General features: G+C 57.1%; 26 protein-coding genes. 9 read left to right on the top strand and 17 right to left on the bottom strand.

Going from position 1 to position 22,996, the window contains the following annotated elements; all coding sequences use genetic code 11:
• Positions 1-40 precede the first annotated feature (40 nt).
• The 7 genes from JCM17207_RS09855 to JCM17207_RS09825 form a co-directional block, all read right to left on the bottom strand.
• Positions 41-2,095: an FAD-binding protein gene (locus JCM17207_RS09855; RefSeq protein ID WP_238317486.1), complete on the bottom strand. Its 2,055-nt coding sequence runs from the start codon at positions 2,093-2,095 to the stop codon at positions 41-43.
• A gap of 238 nt (positions 2,096-2,333) precedes the next feature.
• Positions 2,334-3,077: a response regulator transcription factor gene (locus JCM17207_RS09850; RefSeq protein WP_238317485.1), complete on the bottom strand. Its 744-nt coding sequence runs from the start codon at positions 3,075-3,077 to the stop codon at positions 2,334-2,336.
• 89 nt (positions 3,078-3,166) lie between these two features.
• Entirely contained in the window at positions 3,167-4,678 is a 1,512-nt protein-coding gene (locus JCM17207_RS09845; RefSeq protein WP_002575864.1) for a recombinase family protein, read from the bottom strand.
• A gap of 94 nt (positions 4,679-4,772) precedes the next feature.
• On the bottom strand, positions 4,773-4,964 hold the full coding sequence (locus JCM17207_RS09840) for a hypothetical protein (RefSeq protein ID WP_321118048.1): 192 nt from the start codon (positions 4,962-4,964) through the stop codon (positions 4,773-4,775).
• Between the two features lie 4 nt (positions 4,965-4,968).
• Positions 4,969-5,913, bottom strand: coding sequence for a MobV family relaxase (gene mobV, locus JCM17207_RS09835; protein ID WP_002575862.1), 945 nt, complete (start codon positions 5,911-5,913; stop codon positions 4,969-4,971).
• Positions 5,914-6,086: 173 nt separating this feature from the next.
• Complete coding sequence (locus JCM17207_RS09830) at positions 6,087-6,482, bottom strand: replication initiator protein A (protein ID WP_002575861.1); 396 nt, start codon at positions 6,480-6,482, stop codon at positions 6,087-6,089.
• Positions 6,483-6,593: 111 nt separating this feature from the next.
• The gene (locus JCM17207_RS09825; protein WP_002575860.1) at positions 6,594-7,007 is read right to left on the bottom strand and encodes a cysteine-rich VLP domain-containing protein; all 414 of its coding nucleotides are present in this window, start codon (positions 7,005-7,007) and stop codon (positions 6,594-6,596) included.
• Between the two features lie 228 nt (positions 7,008-7,235).
• Here JCM17207_RS09825 and JCM17207_RS09820 point away from each other — a divergent pair, with 228 nt between their 5' ends.
• Positions 7,236-7,499: a hypothetical protein gene (locus JCM17207_RS09820; RefSeq protein ID WP_002575859.1), complete on the top strand. Its 264-nt coding sequence runs from the start codon at positions 7,236-7,238 to the stop codon at positions 7,497-7,499.
• Between the two features lie 78 nt (positions 7,500-7,577).
• Positions 7,578-8,378 carry a helix-turn-helix domain-containing protein gene (locus JCM17207_RS09815; RefSeq protein WP_002575858.1) on the top strand — a complete coding sequence of 267 codons (801 nt, stop codon included), beginning with the start codon at positions 7,578-7,580 and terminating at the stop codon, positions 8,376-8,378.
• Between the two features lie 80 nt (positions 8,379-8,458).
• Here the strand turns inward: JCM17207_RS09815 and JCM17207_RS09810 are convergent, their stop codons facing one another.
• Both JCM17207_RS09810 and JCM17207_RS09805 read right to left on the bottom strand, forming a co-directional pair.
• Complete coding sequence (locus JCM17207_RS09810) at positions 8,459-9,679, bottom strand: Mef(A)/Tet(V) family efflux MFS transporter (RefSeq protein WP_002584949.1); 1,221 nt, start codon at positions 9,677-9,679, stop codon at positions 8,459-8,461.
• Positions 9,680-10,054: 375 nt separating this feature from the next.
• Complete coding sequence (locus JCM17207_RS09805; RefSeq protein ID WP_014080336.1) at positions 10,055-10,291, bottom strand: hypothetical protein; 237 nt, start codon at positions 10,289-10,291, stop codon at positions 10,055-10,057.
• Between the two features lie 529 nt (positions 10,292-10,820).
• On the opposite strand from JCM17207_RS09805, the gene JCM17207_RS09800 reads away from it, so the two are divergent.
• From JCM17207_RS09800 to JCM17207_RS09790, 3 genes are all read left to right on the top strand, one after another.
• Positions 10,821-12,581, top strand: coding sequence for a sensor histidine kinase (locus JCM17207_RS09800; RefSeq protein ID WP_238317484.1), 1,761 nt, complete (start codon positions 10,821-10,823; stop codon positions 12,579-12,581).
• A gap of 117 nt (positions 12,582-12,698) precedes the next feature.
• Positions 12,699-13,169, top strand: coding sequence for a MarR family winged helix-turn-helix transcriptional regulator (locus JCM17207_RS09795; protein WP_238317483.1), 471 nt, complete (start codon positions 12,699-12,701; stop codon positions 13,167-13,169).
• A gap of 48 nt (positions 13,170-13,217) precedes the next feature.
• Positions 13,218-14,546, top strand: a complete 1,329-nt coding sequence (locus tag JCM17207_RS09790) for an MATE family efflux transporter (protein WP_238317482.1) — start codon at positions 13,218-13,220, stop codon at positions 14,544-14,546.
• Positions 14,547-14,703: 157 nt separating this feature from the next.
• Here JCM17207_RS09790 and rplL read toward each other — a convergent pair whose 3' ends face one another.
• The 7 genes from rplL to rpmG all read right to left on the bottom strand — a co-directional run bounded on the left by rplL (position 14,704) and on the right by rpmG (position 18,180).
• Positions 14,704-15,078: a 50S ribosomal protein L7/L12 gene (gene rplL, locus JCM17207_RS09785; RefSeq protein ID WP_238317481.1), complete on the bottom strand. Its 375-nt coding sequence runs from the start codon at positions 15,076-15,078 to the stop codon at positions 14,704-14,706.
• Between the two features lie 72 nt (positions 15,079-15,150).
• Positions 15,151-15,666: a 50S ribosomal protein L10 gene (gene rplJ / locus JCM17207_RS09780; RefSeq protein WP_238317480.1), complete on the bottom strand. Its 516-nt coding sequence runs from the start codon at positions 15,664-15,666 to the stop codon at positions 15,151-15,153.
• A 229-nt stretch (positions 15,667-15,895) separates the two neighbouring features.
• Complete coding sequence (gene rplA, locus JCM17207_RS09775) at positions 15,896-16,588, bottom strand: 50S ribosomal protein L1 (RefSeq protein ID WP_238317479.1); 693 nt, start codon at positions 16,586-16,588, stop codon at positions 15,896-15,898.
• A 56-nt stretch (positions 16,589-16,644) separates the two neighbouring features.
• Positions 16,645-17,070, bottom strand: coding sequence for a 50S ribosomal protein L11 (gene rplK / locus JCM17207_RS09770; RefSeq protein WP_238317478.1), 426 nt, complete (start codon positions 17,068-17,070; stop codon positions 16,645-16,647).
• 129 nt (positions 17,071-17,199) lie between these two features.
• Entirely contained in the window at positions 17,200-17,730 is a 531-nt protein-coding gene (nusG, locus tag JCM17207_RS09765) for a transcription termination/antitermination protein NusG (protein WP_238317477.1), read from the bottom strand.
• 31 nt (positions 17,731-17,761) lie between these two features.
• Positions 17,762-18,013, bottom strand: a complete 252-nt coding sequence (secE, locus tag JCM17207_RS09760; protein WP_238317476.1) for a preprotein translocase subunit SecE — start codon at positions 18,011-18,013, stop codon at positions 17,762-17,764.
• Positions 18,014-18,030: 17 nt separating this feature from the next.
• A complete protein-coding gene (gene rpmG / locus JCM17207_RS09755; RefSeq protein ID WP_005920501.1) occupies positions 18,031-18,180 on the bottom strand; it encodes a 50S ribosomal protein L33 in 150 nt (49 codons plus the stop codon).
• A gap of 287 nt (positions 18,181-18,467) precedes the next feature.
• On the opposite strand from rpmG, the gene JCM17207_RS09750 reads away from it, so the two are divergent.
• From JCM17207_RS09750 to argS, 4 genes are read left to right on the top strand one after another with little or no spacing between them, the layout of a single operon-like run.
• Positions 18,468-19,577 carry a D-alanine--D-alanine ligase family protein gene (locus JCM17207_RS09750; protein ID WP_238317475.1) on the top strand — a complete coding sequence of 370 codons (1,110 nt, stop codon included), beginning with the start codon at positions 18,468-18,470 and terminating at the stop codon, positions 19,575-19,577.
• Entirely contained in the window at positions 19,570-20,394 is an 825-nt protein-coding gene (murI, locus tag JCM17207_RS09745; protein ID WP_238317474.1) for a glutamate racemase, read from the top strand. The genes JCM17207_RS09750 and murI overlap by 8 nt, the downstream gene beginning before the upstream one ends.
• 17 nt (positions 20,395-20,411) lie before the next feature.
• Positions 20,412-20,843: a YwiB family protein gene (locus JCM17207_RS09740; RefSeq protein WP_238317473.1), complete on the top strand. Its 432-nt coding sequence runs from the start codon at positions 20,412-20,414 to the stop codon at positions 20,841-20,843.
• Between the two features lie 46 nt (positions 20,844-20,889).
• Positions 20,890-22,695, top strand: a complete 1,806-nt coding sequence (gene argS / locus JCM17207_RS09735) for an arginine--tRNA ligase (RefSeq protein WP_238317472.1) — start codon at positions 20,890-20,892, stop codon at positions 22,693-22,695.
• 103 nt (positions 22,696-22,798) lie between these two features.
• Here the strand turns inward: argS and JCM17207_RS09730 are convergent.
• Positions 22,799-22,996, bottom strand: a 198-nt coding sequence (locus JCM17207_RS09730) for an IS3 family transposase (RefSeq protein WP_238317011.1), incomplete at its 5' end; no start/stop codon positions are given.

Raw genomic sequence — 22,996 nt, 5'->3', positions numbered from 1 at the left:
ATGTCATTTCAATCGGGGCTTTTCTGCGGGGGAAGCCGGATTACTCCAGGCCGCCCATCTGCTTGATGGCCTTGATGGCGAAGGTCATGGTACGGCCCATAGCCACACCTGCCATCAGGCAGGGATAGTTGTTGGCAAAGAAGCTGCCGGACATATCGCCGGTGATGTACAGGCCCTCCATGGGCTGGTTGTTGGTATCCAGAGCCTGGCACTTGTCGTTGATGGCGATGCCCTGCTCGGTGGTCAGCAGAGAGGCGCCCAGCCAGCAGCCGTAGAAGGGAGCGGTCTTGATGGCGCTCAGGCGGTATGCGGGCTTGCCGAAGTCCTCATCGTTCTGGGCATCGTACAGCTCGTTGTAGCGCTCGACGGTGGCCAGGAAGTTCTCCTTGGCCTCGCCGGTGAAGCCCAGCTTGTCGGCCAGCTCCTCCAGGGTGTCGGCCTTGAAGAAGCAGCCCAGCTCCTCGGCCTCCTCCATCTTGGGCAGGACATAGGCCTCACCACCGTTGCGGGTCTGAGCCGAGCAGCCGATGGTGTGGAAACGCTTCACATCCTCTTCCCAGTTGGCGTCATGGATCTGTGCATAGACGCGGCCCGGCTGGTGAGCGGCTGCGTAGACAATGTCGTTGTAGGGGCAGCTCTCGTTGGCGAAACGCTCGCCGTTGCGGTTGACCTTCAGGAAAGGCTGGGTGCCGGGGTTGTACTGGCGGATCTGGCCAGGGAACGCCTTGCCGCCGAAGGCATTGGCGCTCTCAACATAACCTGCATCCTGTCCCGGAGGCACAATGCCGCGGTCGAACAGCATGGGCGCAGACTCCTTGTCCAGGTTGGCGCCGGCCCAGACAGCGGCGCGGATGCCGTAGCCCTTGTCTGCGGGAGAGTAAGAGCAGGCAGTGGTGACGCTGGTGCCCAGGGGATCCAGCTGCTCCATCATGTAGGGGTTGCCGGGGTAGCCGCCGCAGGCCAGCAGAACGCCCTTGGAAGCATTGATCCGGATGAAGTGATCGTCAGAAGTGCTCTGAGCGATGACACCGGTGATCCGGCCGTTCTCATCCTTCTCCAGCTTAGCCAGAGCGGTGTTGAAGTCGATGGAGTAACCCCGCTTCTCGATATAATCCTGGAAGGCCTGGTTGCGCTGCATGCCGGAAGCAGTCTCCGAAGCCATATAGTTGTGCTCCTGCACGGGGTAGAGGTAGTCGGTGTTGTGCTCTGCATTTTCGGCGGGCCATGCAGCCTCTGCGCCGGAGGTGAACTCACAGCTCCAGCCGTACTCGCCCTCCAGAATACCGGAAACAAAATCGTGCATGGCGGCAGACTCGTTGATCCAGGTCTTGACAACGCGCTGGTCGCACTTGCCGGAAGCGTAGCGGGAAATCTCGCTCAGCAGCTTGGCCCGGTCCATGGGCTCTGCGCCGGCTGCCTTTGCAGCAGAGGTATCAATCGCGCCGTACCAGTGACGGGTGTCCTGGACCACGCTGTTCTGCTCGATGATCCGGAAGTTCAGGCCGTTCTGGGCAGCGTAGGCGGCAGCGCACATACCGCCGTTGCCGGCGCCGACGATCAGGATATCGGTGTCCCAGGTCTCGGTGATGGCTTCCTCGTCGATGTCGGGCTCAGTGCCCAGCCAGTCGTTCTCGTCGCCGGTGGGCAGCTGGATGACCTCGACGTTGGCGATGCCCTTGGCCTGGTTGATGCACTTCTGGGCAGCCTTGATGACGCCCTCGGAGGTGATGGTAGCGCCGGAAACAACGTCGATCTCGGCACCCTGGGCCTCCATCAGAGCGTTCTTCAGGTCCTCGGCCGCAGCGCCGCCGATGGAAGCGGTCTCGCCGGAGACATCCAGGACAACGTCCGTGATGGCGGTGTCGCTGAAGGTCATGGTCACCTTGACGTCGCCGTTGATGCCGGCGGCAGTGGCCTCATAGGTGCCGGGGATATAGGTAGCGCCTGCGGCCAGAGAGCCTGCGGAGCTGGCGCTGGAAGATGCGGCCGCAGAGGAGCTGGCCGAGTTGCAGGCAGCCAGAGCGCCGGCGGTCACGCTGCCCATGGCAGCAGCAGCCGCAATCTTGAGAAAGCTTTTACGAGAAATCTTTTTCATGCTTGTCTGATCCTTTCTTTTTGTGTGATCGGTGTTTCGGCAAATTTTGCCCAAAAACAGCGCAGCACGCCGTCCTCGCAGCGCCCCGCGCCCTCATCTGTTATTAATATATCATACTTTCACGGGGCCATGTTTTAAGTTTTGTTAAGTTTTAAACTTTTTCCTCCGAGGGCAAAAAACGCCGTACAGCGCAGTTTGTCCCAGAGGGGCCGCGCAGTACGGCGTTAAGCTATTCCTGTTAAGAGCGGGGAGATTTTGGGTTTTTGGCGGCGGGCTCGGGGCGGCGGCCCTCGGGTTCAAAGATATAGCCTTTGCCCCAGACATTCCGCAGGTAGACCGGGCGGGAGGGGTCGGGCTCGATCTTCCGCCGCAGGTTGTGGATATGGACCTGGACGGTGCGCACATCCCCCAGGCTGTCCTTGCCCCAGATCTTTTTATACAGCTCGTTGGCGGTGAAGAAGGCCCGGGGGTGGCGGATGAAAAGAGCCAGAATTCGATATTCCATATCCGCCAGGTGGGCGGAACCGCCCTCCAGAATCACGTTGTGGCTGTCTGCATCCAGGGTAAAGGCCGCGCAGCGGTAGCCCTGGAGGCTGGGCTCGGCGGAATCCATCTTCACCCGGCGGACGTTGGCCATGATCCGGGCCAGCAGGATTTTATGGTCATAAGGTTTGGACAAGAAATCGTCGCCCCCCAGATCCAGGGCGCGGACGATGGTATCGGTGTCGTCCAGGCAGGAGGTGAAAATGATCGGGCAGTGGAACCAGCCCCGCAGCCGCTGGCAGAGGTCCACTCCGTTGATGTCCGGCAGAAGGATGTCCAGCAGGATCACATCGAATTTCTCCCCCACCCGTGCCAGAGCGTCCTCCCCCGTGGCGGCGCAGACCACCTGGAAATCGGTCTGTGTCTCCAAAAAGCGGCGGGTGGTCTCCCGGATGACCGGGTCATCCTCCACCATCAAAACGCGGATCACGATTTTCATCTCCCCTTTTGCGGTTGTCTTTGTTATACTAAAGTACAGTTTACAAGGGACTACACAGGGTAGGTATCTGACGGGAGGGGTGCCGCCAGTCAGATTTTCCATGTGATGTTCAAGCTGTCGCTTGTGGCGGCTATGGTGGTGATCATCAAATCCACCACACGCCGCTTGTCATCAAAAGATACATTCTCCCAGGTATCGAGGTAGCCGGAAATCTGGCTGACCTGTTCCGGGCTGATGGCCTCCACAGTCAACTCCGCTATCCTTGCCAGAAGTTCCTGCTTGCGCCCGTCCAGTTCCGCTATCTTCACATTCACATAGGAGAACAGGACATTGTTTGCCCCCGTCAGACTGTCCACCAGCTTTTCAATCTCGCTGTCTACATGGGCAAGTTCCACTTGCAGGGCGGTGATTTTCGGGTTTGCCTTTGCCGCTTTCTTTTTTCCTGTCAGCGTCTTGTAGCTTGCCAGCTTCTTTACCATCTGCTGATAAACAACCGCTTCCAGTTCCGAAGTGATGATTTTCCCACAGCCAGGACAGCTTTTATTGTCCAGCCGTTTCGTGCAGCGGAGATACTGTTTGCCGGAGGGATTGTAGATACTCATAAGAGCATACCCGCAATTCCCGCACTTGATTTTTCCTGCCAGCCATGTGTGGGTGGCTTTCCGGGCAGACTGGATTTTCATGTTGTTCATCAGCTTCTTGCGGCAGGTCAGCCAGGTGTCGGAGGGGACGATACCCTCATGGGGAGCCAGTACCAGCATTTGGTCTTTTAAGTCGTTTTTCTTGCTGGCCTTTACATCTCGCCCTTGATACAGATAGCAGCCGTTCATGCCCGTAAAATCGGCAACGTCATTGACAATGACTGTACCTTGACTTTTGAAAAATTCGTACACATCAAGGTCTGCCTGCACATAGACAGGATTGCGTAACATCTGCGCCAGCGTGGGGCGTATCAGCTCTTTGCCATGGAACAAAATCCCCTGTTCGGCAAAGTACCGGGTAATGTCCCCGTAGGAAGTTGTGGGCTGGGCGTACATCTCAAACATCAGCCGGATATTGGCCGCTTCCTCCGGGTTTACCACCAGCTTCTTTGTGTTGATACCGTCCATCTTGATAGGCTCCGTATGGAAGCCGTAAGGGGCTTTCCCGCCCATCTTAAAGCCCCGCTGACTGCGGGAGTAGTAAGCGTCCGTTACCCGCTTCTGTATCGTTTCCCGTTCAAGCTGGGCGAACACGATACAGATATTCAGCATGGCCCGTCCCATCGGCGTGGAGGTATCAAACTTTTCCGTAGAGGACACAAACTCCACATTGTACTGCTGGAACAGCTCCATCATGTTGGCAAAGTCCAGAATGGAACGGCTGATACGGTCGAGCTTGTAAACCACGACCTTTGCAATCAAGCCCCGCTTGATGTCCCGCACCAGTTCTTGAAACTTCGGACGGTCTGTGTTCTTGCCGCTGTACCCTTTGTCTGTGTATTCCTTGCAGTTACCGCCTTTCAACTCGTATTTGCAAAATTCAATCTGGCTTTCAATGGAAATGCTGTCCTTTTTGTCTACCGATTGTCTTGCATAGATTGCGTCTATCCGATTGTTCATATTGTCGCTCCTTTTCTTAAAAAAGAAACGGAGCTGCTGACAGTTCTATTATACCGCCAGCAGCCCCGCAAATCAATGATGGGTTTGGAAAACCTTATGTCCCGGCTTCCTCACTCTCCCGCTTGTCGGCGTACTTGCGGAACACCTCATAAAGCTGCTGTTCCAGTTCCCGGCGTTTGGCTGCTTCCTGTTCCGGCGTGAACACCGGGGAGAGATTTTCCAGTGTGATTTCCTTTCCCTGAAAAGTCACGATTTCGATTTCCTTTTTGTATCTGATATTACTTATAAGATCACCTTTCCTTTCCATGCTGCCGCTGTTGCCGTTTCAGTTCCGCTAAAATCTCCGGCGGGATACGGTCAACCAGCCGCCGCATATCGTCCAGTTCGCTTTTTAACTTCGCCCGTTCCATCGTGTCATTCATCTTGCCTTTTTCGCTGGCCTTTGCCCTGACTTCCAGCTTTTCATTTTCCGCTAACAAGTCATTGATTGTGACCTTGTATTTTTTCAGTTGCCCGGAGAAGTTCTCCATCTGCGGAAACCACTTTTTCAGCATGGAGAGGGCTTCCTCTTTCTTCTTTCCGGCGTTCAGCGGGGTAATGCCGGAGAGAACCGCTTCAATGGCCCTCGCCTGTTTGGAGAGGTTGACCGCCTGTTTGAACAGCCGGGTGGGGATATGCTTCCGGCCCGTCTTGCTGGCGCTTTCCCCACGCTCCAGGTCGGGGTACTGCTCCACCATACAGGCGTGAAAATCGTCCTGCCACTTCGTCAGATTGGCCCGGTTGCCGATAATTTCTTTGGCGCACAGGCGGTTGTCCTTTGTCAGCGGCACAAAGACCAAGTGCAGATGGGGCGTTTTTTCATCCATGTGTACCATAGCCGAAACGATGTTCTCCCGGCCCACCCGGTCAATGAGGAAGTCCGCCGCCCTCTGGAAGTAGGCCGCTATCTCCTTTGGGGACTTGCCCTTGAAAAACTCCGGGCTGGCGGTAATCAGCGTGTCCACAAACCGAGTGCTGTCCTTGCGGGTGCGGCATCTGGCCTGCTCGATGCGGCTCTGAATGAAATGGTAGTAGCGGCCATCCGGCTTGACGATGTGGAAATTGTACTTGCTCCGGCTGGTGTCAATGTCCGGGTTGCTGGCGTACTGCTCCTTTTTCCGTTCATGGTGGGCTTCCAGCGGCCCCGCCGGGTGGCCCTTGTGCTTCTCAAATCGCAAAATTGCGTGTTGTGCCATTGAACTCCTTTCCCCATTCCATTCCTTTCCGGCGGGTTTTCCCGCCGAAAATATCTCTGATAGGATTGGAATGGAATGAATGTAAATAGATGGTTTTAATCTCTGTATTTCTATATACCGTCAGATTTCCGTACTTCAAGAGGATTGATTTTCGTACTCGCCAAGTACGGTTTTCAGCCCTCCGGCGTACCATAACCGGATTTCTTGAAGTCGGTGTTTGGAACCGCTTCATAGGATTTCGGGTAAATGCGGTTGGGTTTTCCACAGCCCTGTTTCTGGATTTCCACCAGCCCCGCATACTGCAACTCCCGCAGGGTGTTGACCGCTTTCTGCCGCCCGCAGCGGAGCAAAGCGACCACCTCGCAGATGGGGTAGTACAGGTAGACCCGCCCGTACTCGTCCGCCCAGCCGTTCTTCCGGGACAACTCCGCCCGGCGCAGGACAAAGGCATACAGCACCTTCGCTTCGTTGCTCAAGGGCTGGAATGTGGGTGCTTCAAAAAGGAAATTGGGGAGCCGGGTGAAACTGAACGCCTTTTCCGGCTGGTGAATATAAATCGTGTTTGTCATAGCGTGTTTTGTGGACGGTTAGAGGCCCGTTTTCCGGGGCGAATGATAAATGATACCAGCCGCCCCGGTTGAGGGCTTGCGGAGCCTTGCAAATCAAGGCTTTTCCCGCTCTTAACTGTCCACAGCAGACCTCCTTTTCCGTTCACTTTCTGTTTTCTGCCGCCTGTGAACTCTGGCGGCGCAGTCCGGGCAGTATTTGCCCCGGTTGGACTTCGGGACGAACACACCGCCGCACTCCGCACAGCGTTTCAAGTCCCTGTCCCGGTAAATCTCCGCTTCCAGCGTCCTGTCCAGCGGCAAGACCGCCCAGCGGAACCACTTGCAGCAGACGGAGAACGAAATCATCTGCGGACAGGCGCAGGTGTCGCCATCGTCCAGCGCAAGGCAGTTTCCGTCCTCGCAGTTGCAGCACTCCCGGCGTATCAGGCCGCTGGCTCGTCTCTTCTGGGGCGGGGTTATGCGGTAGGGGGAGCCGTCCGGCCTGTGTTCCAGCGGCGGCAGGTGTTGATAGGGTCTTTTGCTCATGCGTCCCTCCGTTTTCTTTGGCGTGTTCTGTTTCCAAGGTGCTTGTCCATCGATGAACTATCCCAAGTCTACACCTTTTTGACCGCCTGTGCCGTATATCCAAGAGGTAGGAAATCAGCCTGAAAAACTCCCTATTTCCACGCTCTCGGATTTGTGATATAATCAAAAAAAGATAAAAGACAAATTCAGGTTTCTGGTCTTCTTGCACAAAATAAAGGAGGAGCTATTATGCAAATTGTTTATATTCCAAGCGAATCAATGTCTGTTCAAGGTAAAAAAGATGAAATCTATAAAAGATATGGGAAAGACTGGAATATTAGAGAACAGGGAGGAGGTAACGGAAATTGGTTGTTGACCAGAAAAAGTGATGTGCTTGTAGATGGAAAAAGTTATCGTACTTTTGTACTTGAACACTACGGTAAATCCAAGCTGACAGCGAAGCTTGTTGATAAATTTCGTGAAGATGTAGCAAATGGTAAAATAAAACTGTAAATGCCTATGCCGTTATGCTATGAGCATAGTACATAGCATAACGGCTTCTCTTTCGTTGAGCTAGCAAGGAGGGTGAATATGTCTTTATCCATACAAGAGCGATTAAAAGACCTACGTGTGGAGCGTGGCTTGACGCTGGGGCAGCTTGCGGAGCAGACCGGGCTTTCCAAGTCTGCGCTGGGCAGTTACGAAACGGAAGACTTCAAGGACATCAGCCACTATGCCCTTATCCGGCTGGCGAAGTTTTACGGTGTGACCGCTGATTATCTGCTGGGGCTGTCTGAAATGAAAAATCACCCAAACGCCGATCTTGCAGACCTGCGTTTGAGTGATGAAATGATTGACCTGCTGAAAAGCGGGAGGATAGACAATACCCTGCTGTGTGAGCTGGCGGCGCACCCGGATTTCCCCCGGCTGATGGCTGACCTTGAAATCTATGTGAACGGAACGGCACTGAAACAGGCGCAGGGTGCAAACGCCATAGTGGACACGATGAGCGCAACTGTTATAAAAAAGCATAATCCTGGCATGAGTGATACGCAGTTAAGACAGCTTATCACCGCCCATATTGATGAGGACGAGTTTTGCCGCTATGTGATACAACGGGACATAAACGGGATTGCCCTTGCTCTGCGGGAAACACACAAGGACGATTTTTTCAGCGTCCCAGAGGATAACCCGCTAAAAGAAATGCTGGAAACTGCTGGTGAAATCGTCAGCCAGGACAGCGACACGGAACAAGCGTACTTGGCGTTTATCTGCAAACGGCTCAAGCTGAATTTTAGGAAGCTGTCAGTAGAAGAACGGAAGTGGCTGAAAAAGATTGCGGAAAAATCCGACTTGCTGAAGAATCCAAAACCGCAGAGAGGACGAAGATAAAAAATGCCTGAACGGCGGTTCTGGTTTTTCAGAACCACCATCCAGGCATTTTGTTTAGTAATAGAAAAAGGTGCAGTTGATTATTGCGTATTGTCAATCTCTCTCAAACCGGGTAGTAAAAATACGGCAAGCGCAACGATGATAATGCCAATTCCGCAAATGACAAACCATTTCTCAACTCCCAGCCGCTCCGCCAGAGGCCCGGAAATGACAAGGCCAAACGGCATGGCGAGGGAAGCGGCGCTTGTCAGTAGAGAAAAAACTCTCCCCAGATATTCTGGTTTGACCGTTTCTTGAAAAATCGCATTTTGCACACCGTAAAATGGAGCGGAAATTCCCATAACAGTACAGCACACAACAAAGACAAGAAATGCGTCTGGCGGCAATAGCCCGGAGAGCATATTGCTAACGCCCATCAGGAGAACGGAAAGACCGATGGTGTACCGCCGTTTCTTAAAACCGCCCCAAATGCTCAGAATGACTCCGCCAAGCAGCATACCAACCGCAAAAGCAATTTCAGCGGCAGAGGCATGGGCCGGTGTTCCTTTGAAGTATGACATACAGATGAGAGGAAAAAGCGTACTGATTGGCATATAAAAGAACATATAAATTACACCAATCCAGAGCAGAGCAAAGAGGCCCCTGTTTTGCTTTAATACCACATACCCCTCTTTCATATCCTGTAAAAACTGTTGTCTTTTCGTTTCTGGACATAGTTCAGGCGTTGGTATGGACGAAATCGCAACAGTCACACAGGCAAGGATTGCACCCACAATATCTAACAATATAATTGCATTAAGAGGCCAAACAGCATATAAAAACGCTGCGGCAGCTGGACTGATAATCGCACTTACTGCTTGCATGGTCTGCGTGTAACCAGCGCATTTTGTAAGTTCCTCTTTTGGCACAATCATAGGTGTTGCTGCGCTGAATGCTGGAGAATGAAAAGCAGTTCCCGCACTTCGGATTAACAGGACAACCATAATAGACCATACGGGCAATTCCATGTAAAACGCCACCAGCGCCAGAATACCGCCAGCGGCGGCAATTATCAAATCCGCACCAATCATTACGCTTTTACGGCTGTGCCGGTCAACAAAAGCACCTGCAAACGGGCCTAAACAGGCTTGCGGCAAAAATCCAATCAGTGTTGCCGCCGTCAATATGATTGCAGAATTAGTTTTCGCAACCAAATAAAAGATAATGGCCATTTGCAAAATACCGCTGCTAATAAAGGATATTGCTTGTCCGGCAAGAAGTGTAAAATAAGTTTTTCTCCATGAATTGTTGTTTTGGGTCATAATGCGAACCTCCTTTTTTATTGCATTGTTCCTTTGTTTCTGCAATAAAAAGCAGGCGTTGTCCCACAGAGAGGGCAGACGCCTGCATAACAACAAAGCACGAAAAAACACCACGATACAGTTCAAAGACTGCTCGTGTCAAACCTACGTGTTCCTTTGCATACGCACGCAAAAAAAGCCCACCATCATGTGGAAAGGTACTTCTACTTTTTATTGCTTATTAGCGTACACAAATTAACACACGTAAGCCTCCTTCCAATCTCAAACTGTCGCACAGTATAACACACATCCGATAGACTTGTCAACCATTTTTAACCTTGTTTTCCATCTTGTTTTTCCATCTCTTACGGGCAGTAGCAAAGCCAGGCGAGCCAGTCAACGGTCAAGATGAACGGCGCTTTCAGCGCCGCCGTTGACAGTCTCGCCCGTCTTTGCTAATGGGTAATCAAGGCGGGAAAGCCATTTTAGGGCTTTCCCGCCCATTTCAATTTTGGGAGAAGAAAGGCCCCAAAATGAACGAGTGCGGCCAAACACTTTTAGGGATTGGCCACCTTGTCCACCCATCCAGCGGGGCGGCGGGGAACGGTCAAGGCCGGGCGTCAGCCCATTCATTTCAGCCTTGACGGTTTCCTGCCGTCCTGCTACTTTTCCCGGAGTGTGGCCACACATCTGGTCACGGTGTCCAGAGCTTTGGGACTTTTTGTCCCATAGGCCGGGGGCGGAGGACGAGGGACGGGGGCTTTCATAATACGCCCTGTCTGCTGCTGAAATCAGCCCTTTGTTTCCGGCTTACCAGCCCCAAACAAAGCCCTGCTTTCCTGCCGCGTCAAATGCCCTTGCCCTCCCCGGCGGCAACGGTATTTTCAGGGCAACGCCGACAGAGCGTATAACACACTACACTTTGCTCCGCAAAGTCGTGTGCCAAATGGGGCGCTGCCCCCTTTGGAAACCCCCGCAACAAACAGGTGCTATGCACCCAGCCGGGAGCATAGCGCCGTTTGTTGTCAGCAGCCCGTTTCACGGTCTGCGTGTAGTTCCTTGTAAACTGACCTAAGTAAAAGTATACTCTATTTTGCTCTCCCGCACAATACAGGAACCAAAACCCTCACATTTTGCCGCTGCGGGCCAGGAGGTAACCGCTATGCCATCCAAAAAAATCCCCCTCATCCTTTTTTCCACCCTGCTTACGCTGTCCCTGGCCCTGGCGGGGATCTTTCTCAACGCCCGGGAGCCGGTGATGAAAAACGGTGGAACCCTGAGCCCCGCCGATGCCGCCGCGGGCACCACCCTGGTGGGCTGGGAGCAGACCGCCCCCAATCAGTGGAGTTTTGCCTTCACGCCCGACCCGGAGCTGGAGACGCTGGTCCTCTGCATGAACTACCAGGGACGGCTGCTGGAAGGCGGAACCGAAACCGAACAGAAGGGCCTGTATCACCTGCGCTGTACCGGGGATCCCGTCCACCTAATCCTTCAATGTGAGACAATCCCCGTGATCTGGGTCAGCACCCCCGCCCAGTCCGCCGCCAACGAGGAACTGCGCCAGCTGTTCCAGCTGCTGGCCATCGCCTGTTTTGGGATGACCTTCGTTTTCGTGCTGGCCCTTTTTTACTACAAACACCAGCGGGAACTGGGGTACTTCCTCTTTTACCTGGCGGTGATGCTGGTCTGGAGCGTGCTCATCTACCGTTTTCCCGCCGAGGACGGCGAGCTCTTTCGCCTTCTCTCGATGCTCTGTTTCTCCTTTATGCTGCTGGCGGCCATCTGGCTCTCTTCGGCCCTGCTGGGTCTGCCCCTGGCGGCGCCCCAGGGGCGGGTCGGCGCCACCGTCCTGGCCATTTCATTCGGGCTGCTCAGCCTCTCCCCCGTCCCCTTCATCCGGGTAGGGACCCTGATCGCCGGAATGCTCTATTGCCAGCTGTTCCTTCTTCGGGCCTACTGGAAAGAGTTGGAAGGCGCCTCCCAGCTGCTGCTGGGCTGTGCCGTCACCACCGGGCTCCGGGTCTGGGTGGTTCTGCCCAGTCTCCGCCTCCCCTTTTTCCTGGAATCTCTGGATTTTTACATCCTCCGCTGCTCCCGCATCTACGACCTGCCCTTTGCTCTGGGATGTATGATCTTTGTCTGCCGCCGGTTCGCCCAGCAGTTTGACCGCACCGAACAGCTGGCCCGGGAGCTGGACCGCCGGGTGGCCCAGCGCACCCAGGCTCTCGCCGAGCAGGTGGAAGCCCGGGAGAGCATGATGCTGAACATCTTCCACGACCTGCGCAGCCCCCTCTTTGCGGTGAGCAACGGGCTGGACACCCTGACCACCGCCCCGGACCTTCTGCCGGATCTGCTGCCCGCCCTGCGGGAGCGGATGGGCTTTCTCCGCCGGCTCACCGAAGACCTGTTTCTGGCGGCCAAACTGGAACAAAAACAGGTGATGCTCAACGAGGACCAGGTGATGCTCAACGAGCAGACCGCCCTGGTCTGCGGGGCCTGCCAGGCCGAAGCCAATAAAAAAGGGGTCACCCTCCGGGCTGACACCACCCAGCCCCTGCTGGTCTGGGGCGATGCGGTGCGTTTGCAGCAGGTGGTGCAAAACCTGGTGACCAACGCCATCTACTACACCCCCGCCGGGGGCCAGGTGGAAGTGATCTGCCGGGCCGGGGAGGGCGCGGCCTTGGTCTCGGTGCGGGACACCGGCTGCGGCATTCCCCCCGAGGAACAGGCGGCGGTGTTCCAGCGGTATTTCCGCACCACCAACGGACGCAAGCACGAATCCACCGGCCTGGGGCTGACCATCGCCCAGGAGCTGGCCCACCTGCACCAGGGGGAGATTCTGCTGGAAAGCGAGGTAGGCAAGGGCAGCTGCTTCACCCTGCGGCTGCCGCTGCTGGAGCTGGACGAGGAAGCCGACGAATAATTCCACTACTCCGGGGCTGCGGCCCTGGGGTTTTTTGTTTGAGGGCGGGGCTTGATTTTTAAAGCCTTCTCCGCTATAATCCGGATGGTACGATTTCGTACAAAAAAGGAGGGTATTATGAGCACACAGAGTTCTGGAAGTTTAAAACGGTTAAACTACCTGTTGGGAGAGATCGACGGGACCTACCACGAGGTGGCCCGCAAGCTGGGGGTATCGGACAGCGTCTCCAAGATCCTGTATACCATCTGCGACACCGACAGCGGCGATCGCTGCCCGCTCCATGAGATCTGCCGCCAAACCGGCCTGAGCAAACAGACGGTGAACTCGGCCCTGCGGGGGCTGGAACGGGAGGGAGTTATCTATCTGCGGGCGGTGGACGGCAAGGCCAAGGAGGTCTGTCTGACCGAACCCGGCAAAGCCTTTGCCGAAAAAACCGCCCGCCAGGTCATCCAGATCGAGAACGACATTCTCGAAGACTGGACCCCCGAGGAGCTGGAAATTTATCTCAAACTCACCGAGCGGTATCTGGCCCAGCTGGCCCAAAAGGCCGAGCAGCTGCCCCAGCGTCCGGGCCTGAACACCCCTTAAACCATCAACCGGCGGCCCGGTCTGCCGCCATCCGCTATGGAGGAAGCTATGATTCAATTATCCGACCATTTCGACTATAAGCGTTTGCTGCGTTTTACCCTGCCGTCCATTGTGATGCTGGTATTCACCTCGATTTATGGCGTGGTGGACGGCTTCTTTGTCTCCAACTATGTGGGCAAAACCCCCTTTGCCGCCGTCAACTTTATTATGCCCGTCCTGATGATTCTGGGTGCCATCGGTTTTATGTTCGGCACCGGCGGCGGCGCCCTCATCGCCAAAACCCTGGGCGAGGGGGACCAGAAAAAGGCCAACGAGATTTTTTCCATGCTGGTGGCGGCCTCCCTGGCCAGCGGTTTCCTGCTGGCAGTGCTGGGGCAGCTGCTCCTCCGGCCCCTGGCCGCTCTGCTGGGCGCCGAGGGGCAGATGCTGGAAAACAGCATCGCCTACGGCCGGGTGATCCTGCTGGCCCTGCCCGCCTTCATCCTGCAATACGAGTTTCAGTGCCTCTTTGCCACCGCCCAAAAGCCCAAACTGGGCCTCTACGTCACGGTAGCCGCAGGCCTCACCAACGCCGTTCTGGATGCGTTGTTTGTGGCGGTCTTTTCCTGGGGGCTGGCGGGGGCTGCGGCGGCTACCGCCATGAGCCAGTGTGTGGGCGGCATCCTGCCCCTGGTCTACTTCGGCCGGCCCAACACCAGCCTGCTCCGGCTCTCCCGGCCGGTGTTCGACGGCAAAGCCCTGCTGCGGACCTGTACCAACGGCTCCTCGGAACTGATGTCTAATATCTCCATGTCCATCGTCAGCATGCTGTACAACATCCAGCTGCTGGCCTATGCCGGAGAAAACGGGATCGCCGCCTATGGGGTGCTGATGTATGTGAACTTCATCTTCCAGGCGGTGTTCCTGGGGTACTCGGTGGGCGTGGCCCCGGTCATCAGCTACCACGCGGGAGCGGGCAACTACAAGGAACTGAACAACCTATTAAAGAAGAGTCTTTGTCTCATCGCCTGCCTGTCGTTGGTCATGTTTGGGGCGGCGGAACTCTTCGCAAAGCCCCTCTCCACCCTCTTTGTAGGCTACGACCCGGAACTGTTGGAGATCACCCTGCGGGCCTTCTTCCTCTATTCCTTCTCCTTCCTCTTCTTCGGGTTTGCGGTGTTCGGGTCCTCCTTCTTCACCGCCCTGAACGACGGGCTGGTCTCGGCCATCATCTCCTTTTTGCGCACCCTGCTGTTTCAGGTGGCGGCGGTGCTCACCTTCCCCCTGATCTGGGGGCTGGACGGCATCTGGCTCTCCATCGTAGCGGCGGAGATGATGGCGGTGGTGGTCAGCGTCTTCTTCCTTTTCCTCAAACGACACGCCTACCACTATTTCTAAACCAAAAGTTAAAGCGCGTCCCCTGCTTTCACAGGGGGCGCGCTTTTTTATACTACGCATGGGCCCGGGGAAAATGGGCGCAAAAAAACTGGAGCCCAGTTTCCTGAGCTCCAGACAAATTGCTTTGTTTTCGGATTAAATCAGCAGGGGGATCAAATTACTTGATCTCGACCTTAGCGCCGACTTCCTCCAGCTTCTTCTTGATGTCCTCAGCGTCAGCCTTGGAAGCCTTCTCCTTGACAGCCTTGGGAGCGCCGTCAACGATAGCCTTGGCCTCCTTCAGGCCCAGACCGGTGATCTCCTTAACAACCTTGATGACCTGCATCTTGGTAGCGCCAGCCTCAGCCAGGATGACGTCGAACTCGGTCTTCTCCTCCTCCTCAGCAGCGGGAGCAGCGCCGCCAGCGACGGGAGCAGCAGCAACAGCGGAAACGCCGAACTCTTCGCAGTAAGCGTCGATCAGCTCCTTCAGCTCCAGGACGGACAGGCCCTTAACGGACTCGATGATGGCAGTAATCTTCTCAGAAGCCATGGTAATAACCCTCCAATATCAGTTATTTTTGTGTGGGATGAATTTCGTTTTGTGTTAAGAGTCACACTGCAATCAAGCAGCGGGCTCCTCCTGCTTGTCGACAAAAGCCTGCATAGCAACAGCCAGACCAGACAGGGTGCTGGTGAGGGCGCCTGCAAACATGGACAGCATGCCTTCGCGGCCGGGCAGCTTGGCGATGGCGTTGGTCTCAGCAGCGCTCAGGACCTTGCCCTCCAGGAAGCCGCCCTTGACGACGAACTTCTTGGACTTGTCGCCGTCCTGGTACTTGCACAGGATACGGGCGGCAGCCATGGGATCCTCAGCGTGAGCGAATGCGACAGCGGTGTCGCCGGTGAAGTTCTCGGTCAGGCCCTCGACGGAGGTACCCTTGACAGCCAGACGCAGCATGGTGTTCTTCACAACCATATACTCGACGCCTGCCTCACGCAGCTCCTTACGCAGCTTGGTGTCATTCTCGACGTTGATACCGCCGTAAGCAACCACACAGCCGGAAACCGCATTGTCAAACTTAGCCTTCAGATCAGCGACATACGCCTGCTTTTCAGAAAGAATCTTTGCACTGGGCATTTCGGTTTCACCTCGTTTCAAAACATCTCTATCAAAAGCCGGAGCAGCAAAAAAGCCTCTCTCCCGCGCACTGAGGCCGAGAGAGAGGCATAAAACAACTTTACGCGTTTCTCGGCAGGCGGATCAACTTTACACTGGACTCCAGCGCCTGCTGTCTTAAAAACAGCAACGATATTTTACCGCAGAAACGCGGGTTTGTCAAGTAGTTTTTCTGATTTTTTTGCTAAAATCAGACGCCGTACTTCAGGGTGTTCAGGCGGATGCCAGGGCCCATGGTGGTGGCGATGGTTGCGCTCTTGAAGTAGGTGCCCTTGGCGGCGGCGGGCTTCGCCTTAGCGATAGCCTCCATGACGGTGTCCAGGTTGGTGAACAGCTTCTCAGCGCCGAAGGAAGCCTTGCCCACGGGCACATGGATGATGTTCTGCTTGTCCAGACGGTACTCGATCTTACCAGCCTTAGCCTCCTTGACAGCCTTGGCCAGGTCGGGGGTCACGGTGCCAGCCTTGGGGTTGGGCATCAGGCCGCGAGGTCCGAGGATCTTACCGAGGCGGCCGACCTTGCCCATCATGTCGGGGGTGGTAACGACAACGTCGAAATCCATGAAGCCGCCGGCGATGCGGGTGATCAGCTCGTCGTCGCCCACGATATCAGCGCCGGCTGCCTCTGCAGCAGAAGCAGCGGGGCCCTTGGCGATGGCGCAGACGCGGACGGTCTTGCCGGTGCCGTTGGGCAGGACGACGGCGCCGCGGACCTGCTGGTCAGCGTGACGGCCGTCAACGCCCAGGCGGACGTGCAGCTCAACGGTCTCGTCGAACTTGGCGGAAGCGATCTTGCAAGCCAGCTCCAGCGCCTCGTTCACATCGTACACTTTGGTAGAATCGACCTGCTTGGCAGCGTCGACATAATGCTTGCCGTGTTTCATTCGTATATCCTCCTATGTGGTCTTGCGGGCGGTTACGCCCTCCCACTGTTTGTGTCTCAGCCTTCGACGGTGACGCCCATGCTGCGGCAGGTGCCACGGATCATGCTGCACGCAGCCTCGAGAGAAGCAGCGTTCAGGTCGGGCATCTTGGTCTTTGCGATCTCCTCAACCTGTGCGGCGGTCAGAGAACCAACCTTGTCCTTGTTGGGCTTGCCGGAAGCCGTGGTGAGGCCGGCAGCCTTCTTGATCAGGACAGCAGCCGGGGGAGTCTTGGTGATGAAGCTGAAGGAGCGGTCGGCGTAAACGGTGATGACGACGGGGATGACATAACCCATCTGGTTCTTGGTACGCTCGTTGAACTCCTTGGTGAACGCCATGATGTTGACGCCCTTCTGGCCCAGAGCGGGACCAACAGGAGGAGCCGGAGTCGCCTTGCCGGCCTCGATTTGCAGCTTAATGTAGCCAGTTACTTTCTGTGCCATGATAAATGCACCTCCAAAAATCTGTGGTGAGTTGCGGCCCGCTGTCTGCGAGCCTCCCACGAGCATGTCCGAAAACACGCTCTATAAGAACCGCATGCGGTCTTACCTTGATAAACTACCTGCCGCGCGTTACGGCAGCTCAACCTGCGCGATATCCACCTCGGCGGGGGTCTCGCGCCCGAACATGTTCACCTTGAGCTTGACTTTGAAGCTCTCGGTGTCGATGGCCTCCACCAGGCCCATAAAGCCTTCCAGGGGGCCGGACGTGATCTGCACATTGTCGCCGACCTTGAAATCCACGGTCAGCGGGGCCTGCGACTCCACGCCCATCTTCTCGACTTCCTCAGGGGTCAGGGGGACCGGCTTGGAAGCCGGGCCGACGAAACCGGTGCAGCCGCGGGTGTTCCGCACAACATACCAGGTGTCGTCGTTCATAACCATCTTGACCAGAACGTAGCCGGGGAACAGTTTCCGCTCCACCAGGCGTTCTTTGCCGTCCTTGATCTCGGGCACCATTTCAACAGGGACCTTGATGTCGCAGATCAGATCCTGCAGGCGGCGGTTTTCCACCATGGTCTGAAGGTCCGTTGCCACTTTATTCTCGTAGCCGGAATAGGTATGCACGACATACCAGAGGGCTTCATTGGACTGTTCTTCCATTTTAGGTCTGCCTCCGTTTCCTCAAGATGCTTTAAGCGCCGATGATCAGGCCCAGGATGCCGCCGAAGACAGCATCCAGAACGATCATCACGACAGCTGCGATGGCTACCACCACCAGCACCACCAGGGTGTTGGTCTTGACGTCGGCCTTGGAGGGCCAGACGACCTTCTTCAGCTCGTTCTTGGTATCGCGGACAAACTTCGCGATGCCGCCGAAGAAGTTTTTGACAGCAGCCTTCATTCTGGCCACAAAGCCCGGTGTTTTCTCGGTTTTGTCTGCCATATTGCCGTCCGCCTTTCTTACTTGGTTTCGCGATGAACCGTGTGCTTCTTGCAGAAGCGGCAGTACTTCTTCATCTCGAGACGATCAGGGTTGTTCTTCTTGTTCTTCGTGGTGTTGTAATTGCGCTGCTTGCACTCGGTGCAGGCGAGAGTGATTTTCACTGTCATTTGTTGACACCTCCATTATAACGGTTGTTCTGAACCTCCCTCGGCTTGCAGGGCGGCCCGCAAAAACAGGCGCACTTAATAACCCCCGCAAAAGAGGTGATATCATTTTACCACGCACTTTTCCATCCGTCAAGCTCAATTTTACCGATTTTCTGATTTTTTTCTGCGTCAGGGCGGCAAACTTCTCTCTGACAGTGGAAACAAAGGTATTTTTATGGTATAGTGGTCGTACTTATGAACTGTCGGCAGTATGCCGGGCTTATAGATAATAGGAGTGTAGAGAGATTATGGCATTAGAACAAGCACAATCCGGCCACCCGCTGTGCGTGGCCCTTCTGTTCGGCGGTATGTCCAGCGAGCACGAGGTCAGCCGCGTGTCCGCCGGCACCTTTGTGGACCACATCGACCCTGAGAAATACGAGCTGCTGAAGATCGGCATCACCAAGGAGGGCCGCTGGCTGTACACCGAGGCCACCTCGGCCCAGATGGCCGACGGCAGCTGGGAAGAGCTGGCCACCAATATGCCCTGCGTCATCAGCCCCGACCGGGCCGACCATGGGATGATCCTCTTCACCCCCTCGGGCCAGGTGGAAAAACTCCATGTGGACGCGGTGATCCCGGCCCTGCACGGCCTGTGGGGCGAGGACGGCACCGTCCAGGGCCTTTTGGAGCTGGCGGGCATCCCCTATGTGGGCTGCGGCGTGCTGGCCAGCGCGGCCTGCATGGACAAGGCGGTGGCCAACGCCCTCTTTGAGCAGGGCGGCGTCCCCCACTGCCCCTGGCTGTCCTTCACCCGGTGGCAGCTCCAGGCCGACCCGGAGGGCATCCGGGCCCAGCTGGAGGAGAAACTGGGCTACCCTATCTTTGTAAAACCCGCCAACGCGGGCTCCAGCGTGGGCATTTCCAAGGCCGCCAACGCTGAGGAGCTGAAAGCTGCCATTGATCTGGCCCTCGTCCACGACAAAAAGCTGGTGTTCGAGTCCTTTGTGGACGGCCAGGAAGTGGAGTGCGCCGTCATCGGCTCCGAGCCCGCCGTCTCCACCCGCCCGGGTGAGATCCTGGCAGGGGCCGAGTTCTACACCTACGACGACAAGTACAAGAACGGCGTCAGCCAGGTGGTGATCCCGGCCCGCCTGTCGGAGGAAAAGCTGGACGAGGTGAAGGACTACGCCGTCAAGGCCTATACCGCCCTGGGCTGCGAGGGCCTGGCCCGGTGTGACTTCTTCGTGGAGCGGGGCACCGGCCGGGTGCTCATCAACGAGATCAACACCCTGCCCGGCTTCACCCCCATCAGCATGTATCCGAAGCTGATGGAGCACGACGGCCTGCCCGTCCCCCAGCTGATCGACCGCCTGATCGCCCTGGCGCTGGAAAGGGCGGTGCCGAACCATGGATAACCGCCCCATCGGCGTGTTTGACAGCGGTCTGGGGGGCCTGACCGGGGTGCGGGAGCTGCGCAAGCGGCTGCCCAGCGAGAACATCGTCTACTTTGGCGACACCGGCCGGGTGCCCTACGGCAGCCGGAGCCCCGAGACCATCCTCCAGTATGCCCGGCAGGACATCGCGTTCCTGCTCTCCCAGAACGTCAAGTGCATCATGGCCGCCTGCGGCACCGTCTCCAGCATCTACCCCGCTGCCGAGGCCGAGGCGCTGCCGGTGCCCTTTTTGGGAGTGGTAGCCGCCGCCGCCCGGGAAGCGGCGTTCCTGACCCGGAGCCGGCGGATCGGTGTCATCGGCACCGCCGCCACCATCCGCTCCCGCAGCTACGAGACCCTGCTGCGGCGGCTGGTGCCGGGGGCAGAGATCGCCACCCAGGCCTGTCCCCTCTTTGTGCCCCTGGTGGAGGCCGGCTATGTGGACGGCAGCGCCCCCGAGCACCAGCAGATCACCCGACTGGTGATCGAGCAGTACCTGGCCGGCATCCGGGAAGCAGGGGTGGACACCCTGATTCTGGGCTGCACCCACTACCCCCTGATCAAGGGGATGATCGGCGAATACATGGGCCCCCAGGTGGCGCTGGTGGACCCCGGCCAGGCCGCCGCCCACCATCTGGAACAGCTTTTGGGAGAAAAGGGGCTGCGGGCCAGCCGCCCCGAGGGCCAGGCCCACTACTACGTCAGCGACACCCCCGACAGCTTCGCCCAGACCGCCGACCTGTTCCTCGGGGAATACCGGGGCGGCAAGGTGGAGCAGATCGCCATTGACAAATACTGACAAGGAATGAAAAGACGTTGAAGGAAGATTATATCATCCGCATCAAAAGCCGGATCGACCAGGACGACGACCGCCAGGAAGTCGAGCTGATGACCCGGGGCAGCTTTGTGGCCCGGGGCGGCAGCTATTATATTACCTATAATGAGACCGAGACCACCGGGTACGCGGGCTGTGTGACCACCATCAAGCTGGCGGCGGATTCCAGCCGGGTGGCGCTGCTCCGGCGAGGCCCTGCCCACACCCAGCTGGTGATTGAAAAGGGGCGGCGGAACCTCTGCCACTACGAGACCGGCTACGGCTCGGTGACCCTGGGGGTCACGGCGGACGAGATCGTCTGCAACCTGAGCGAAAAGGGCGGCACCGCCAAGTTCAGCTATCTGCTGGACGCCGATAACGCCGCCATGATCAGTCAAAACTCCCTGGAAGTCACGGTGAATCACGTAAACTAACCCCGTGGATGGAACAAGGTTTGGATAGAAGAAAGGATTATGACCCATGAACGAACTGTTTGAAAACTACAACCCCCGGCAGGCAGCCCTGAGCGAGGCCCGGGCCCTGCTGACCCAGGCCGCCCAGGCCGCCATGGAGGCCGGCGCTCTGCCCGCCGCCGAGCTGCCCGCCTTTATCGTGGAGATCCCCGCCGACACCAAGAACGGCGACGTGGCCTCCAACCTGGCCATGGCGGGCGCCCGCACCTGGCACAAGGCCCCCAAGATGATCGCCGAGGCCATCACCGCCCACCTGCCCGATCTGTCCGGCAGCTGCTTTGAGAAGGTCGAGGTGGCCGGCCCCGGCTTCATCAACCTGTTCTTTGCCCCCAGCTTCTGGGGCAAGGTGGTGCTGGCCGCCTGCTCCAACCCCCACTACGGCCGCACCAACTACGGCCAGGGCAAAAAGTACAACGTGGAGTTCGTCTCCGCCAACCCCACCGGCCCCATGCACATGGGCAACGCCCGGGGCGGCGCTCTGGGCGACTGCCTGGCCGCTGTGCTGGACTGGGCCGGTTATGACGTGACCCGTGAGTTCTACATCAACGACGCGGGCAACCAGATCCAGAAGTTCGGCAAGAGCCTGGCCATCCGGTATTTGCAGCACTACTGTGGCGAGGAGGCCTATCCCCTGCCCAAGGAGTGCTACCAGGGCGGCGACATCAAGGTGCTGGCCCTGGAGTTCGCCGACAAGAAGGGCGACCGCTACGTCGCCCCCTGCCAGGGTCTGGCCGAGGACGCCCTCTATGAGAGCGAGGGCTTCGCAGCCCTGAAGGATGCCCTGGTGGGCTACGCCCTGCCCAAGAACATCGCCGCCCTGAAGCGGGATCTGGGCAAGTACCGGATCGAGTACGACGTCTGGTTCCCCGAGAGCACCCTGCACGAGTCGGGCGCAGTTCAGCAGGTGGTGGATCTGCTGCTGGAGAAGGGCGCCTGCTACAAGGCCGAGGACGGCGCCGTGATGTACCGCAGCGCCCAGTATGCCGAGAAGTACGGCACCGCCAACAAGAAGAAGACCGATGACGGCTCGGAGGAGCAGGCCAAGGACGAGGTTCTGGTCCGTGCCAACGGCATCCCCACCTACTTTGCCGCCGATATCGCCTACCACTACAACAAGCTGGCCACCCGCGGCTTTGACAAGGCCATCGACGTCTGGGGCGCCGACCATCACGGCCACGTGGCCCGGATGAAGGGCGCCATGGACGCCATCGGCCTGGACGGCAGCCGGCTGGACGTGGTCCTGATGCAGATGGTCAACCTGATGCAGGACGGCCAGCCCGTCCGGATGTCCAAGCGGACCGGCAACGCCATCACCCTGACCGACCTGCTGGAGGAAGTGCCCATCGACAGCGCACGGTTCCTCTTCAATATGCACGACGCAGGCAGCGGCATCGACTTCGACCTGGACCAGGCCGTCAAGACCGACAACGATAACCCGGTCTACTACGTCCAGTACGCCCACGCCCGGATCTGCTCCATCCTGAAAAAGCTGGAGAGCGACGGGGTGGTCTTTGGGGGCGAAGAGGGCGTCAACCCCGCCCTGCTGACCGAGCCCGCCGAGGATGAGCTGATTCGGATGCTGGCTGCCTTCCCCCAGGAGATCGTCATGGCCGCCGAGAAGTACGACCCCAGCCGGATCAATCGCTTTGTCATCGACCTGGCCGGTGCGTTCCACCACTTCTACGGCAGCTGCCGCATCCAGGGCGCCGACCCCGCCGTCCAGCAGGCCCGTCTGGCTCTCTGCATCGGCGTCAAGAACATCATCCACAACGTGCTGACCATGTTCAAGATCAACGTCCCCGAGAAGATGTAAAACCCAAACAAATAAAAGGAGCCCCCGCCCCAGGCACAATGAACCGCCCCATATTGTGCGGACAGTACAAAAAAGAGGCCTGCAAGGGGTAAGAACGAGCAAATCAAAGACTGGCCTGGCGAAGCGAGAGCGGAGCCAGGCCAGTCTTTGTTTGGAGCCGCTCGTGGTTATAGAAGTGAATGTATTCGTCGATCAGGTCGTTGGCCTGCTGAAACGTTTTGAGCTTTTGTCGGTAAATGCATTCGGTTTTCAGAATACCAAAGAAATTCTCGGCCATAGCATTGTCATAGCAGTTTCCCCG

Source organism: Faecalibacterium gallinarum (assembly GCF_022180365.1).
In the GTDB taxonomy this organism is placed as follows: domain Bacteria; phylum Bacillota; class Clostridia; order Oscillospirales; family Ruminococcaceae; genus Faecalibacterium; species Faecalibacterium gallinarum.
This window is presented reverse-complemented; position numbering and strand designations above follow the sequence as displayed.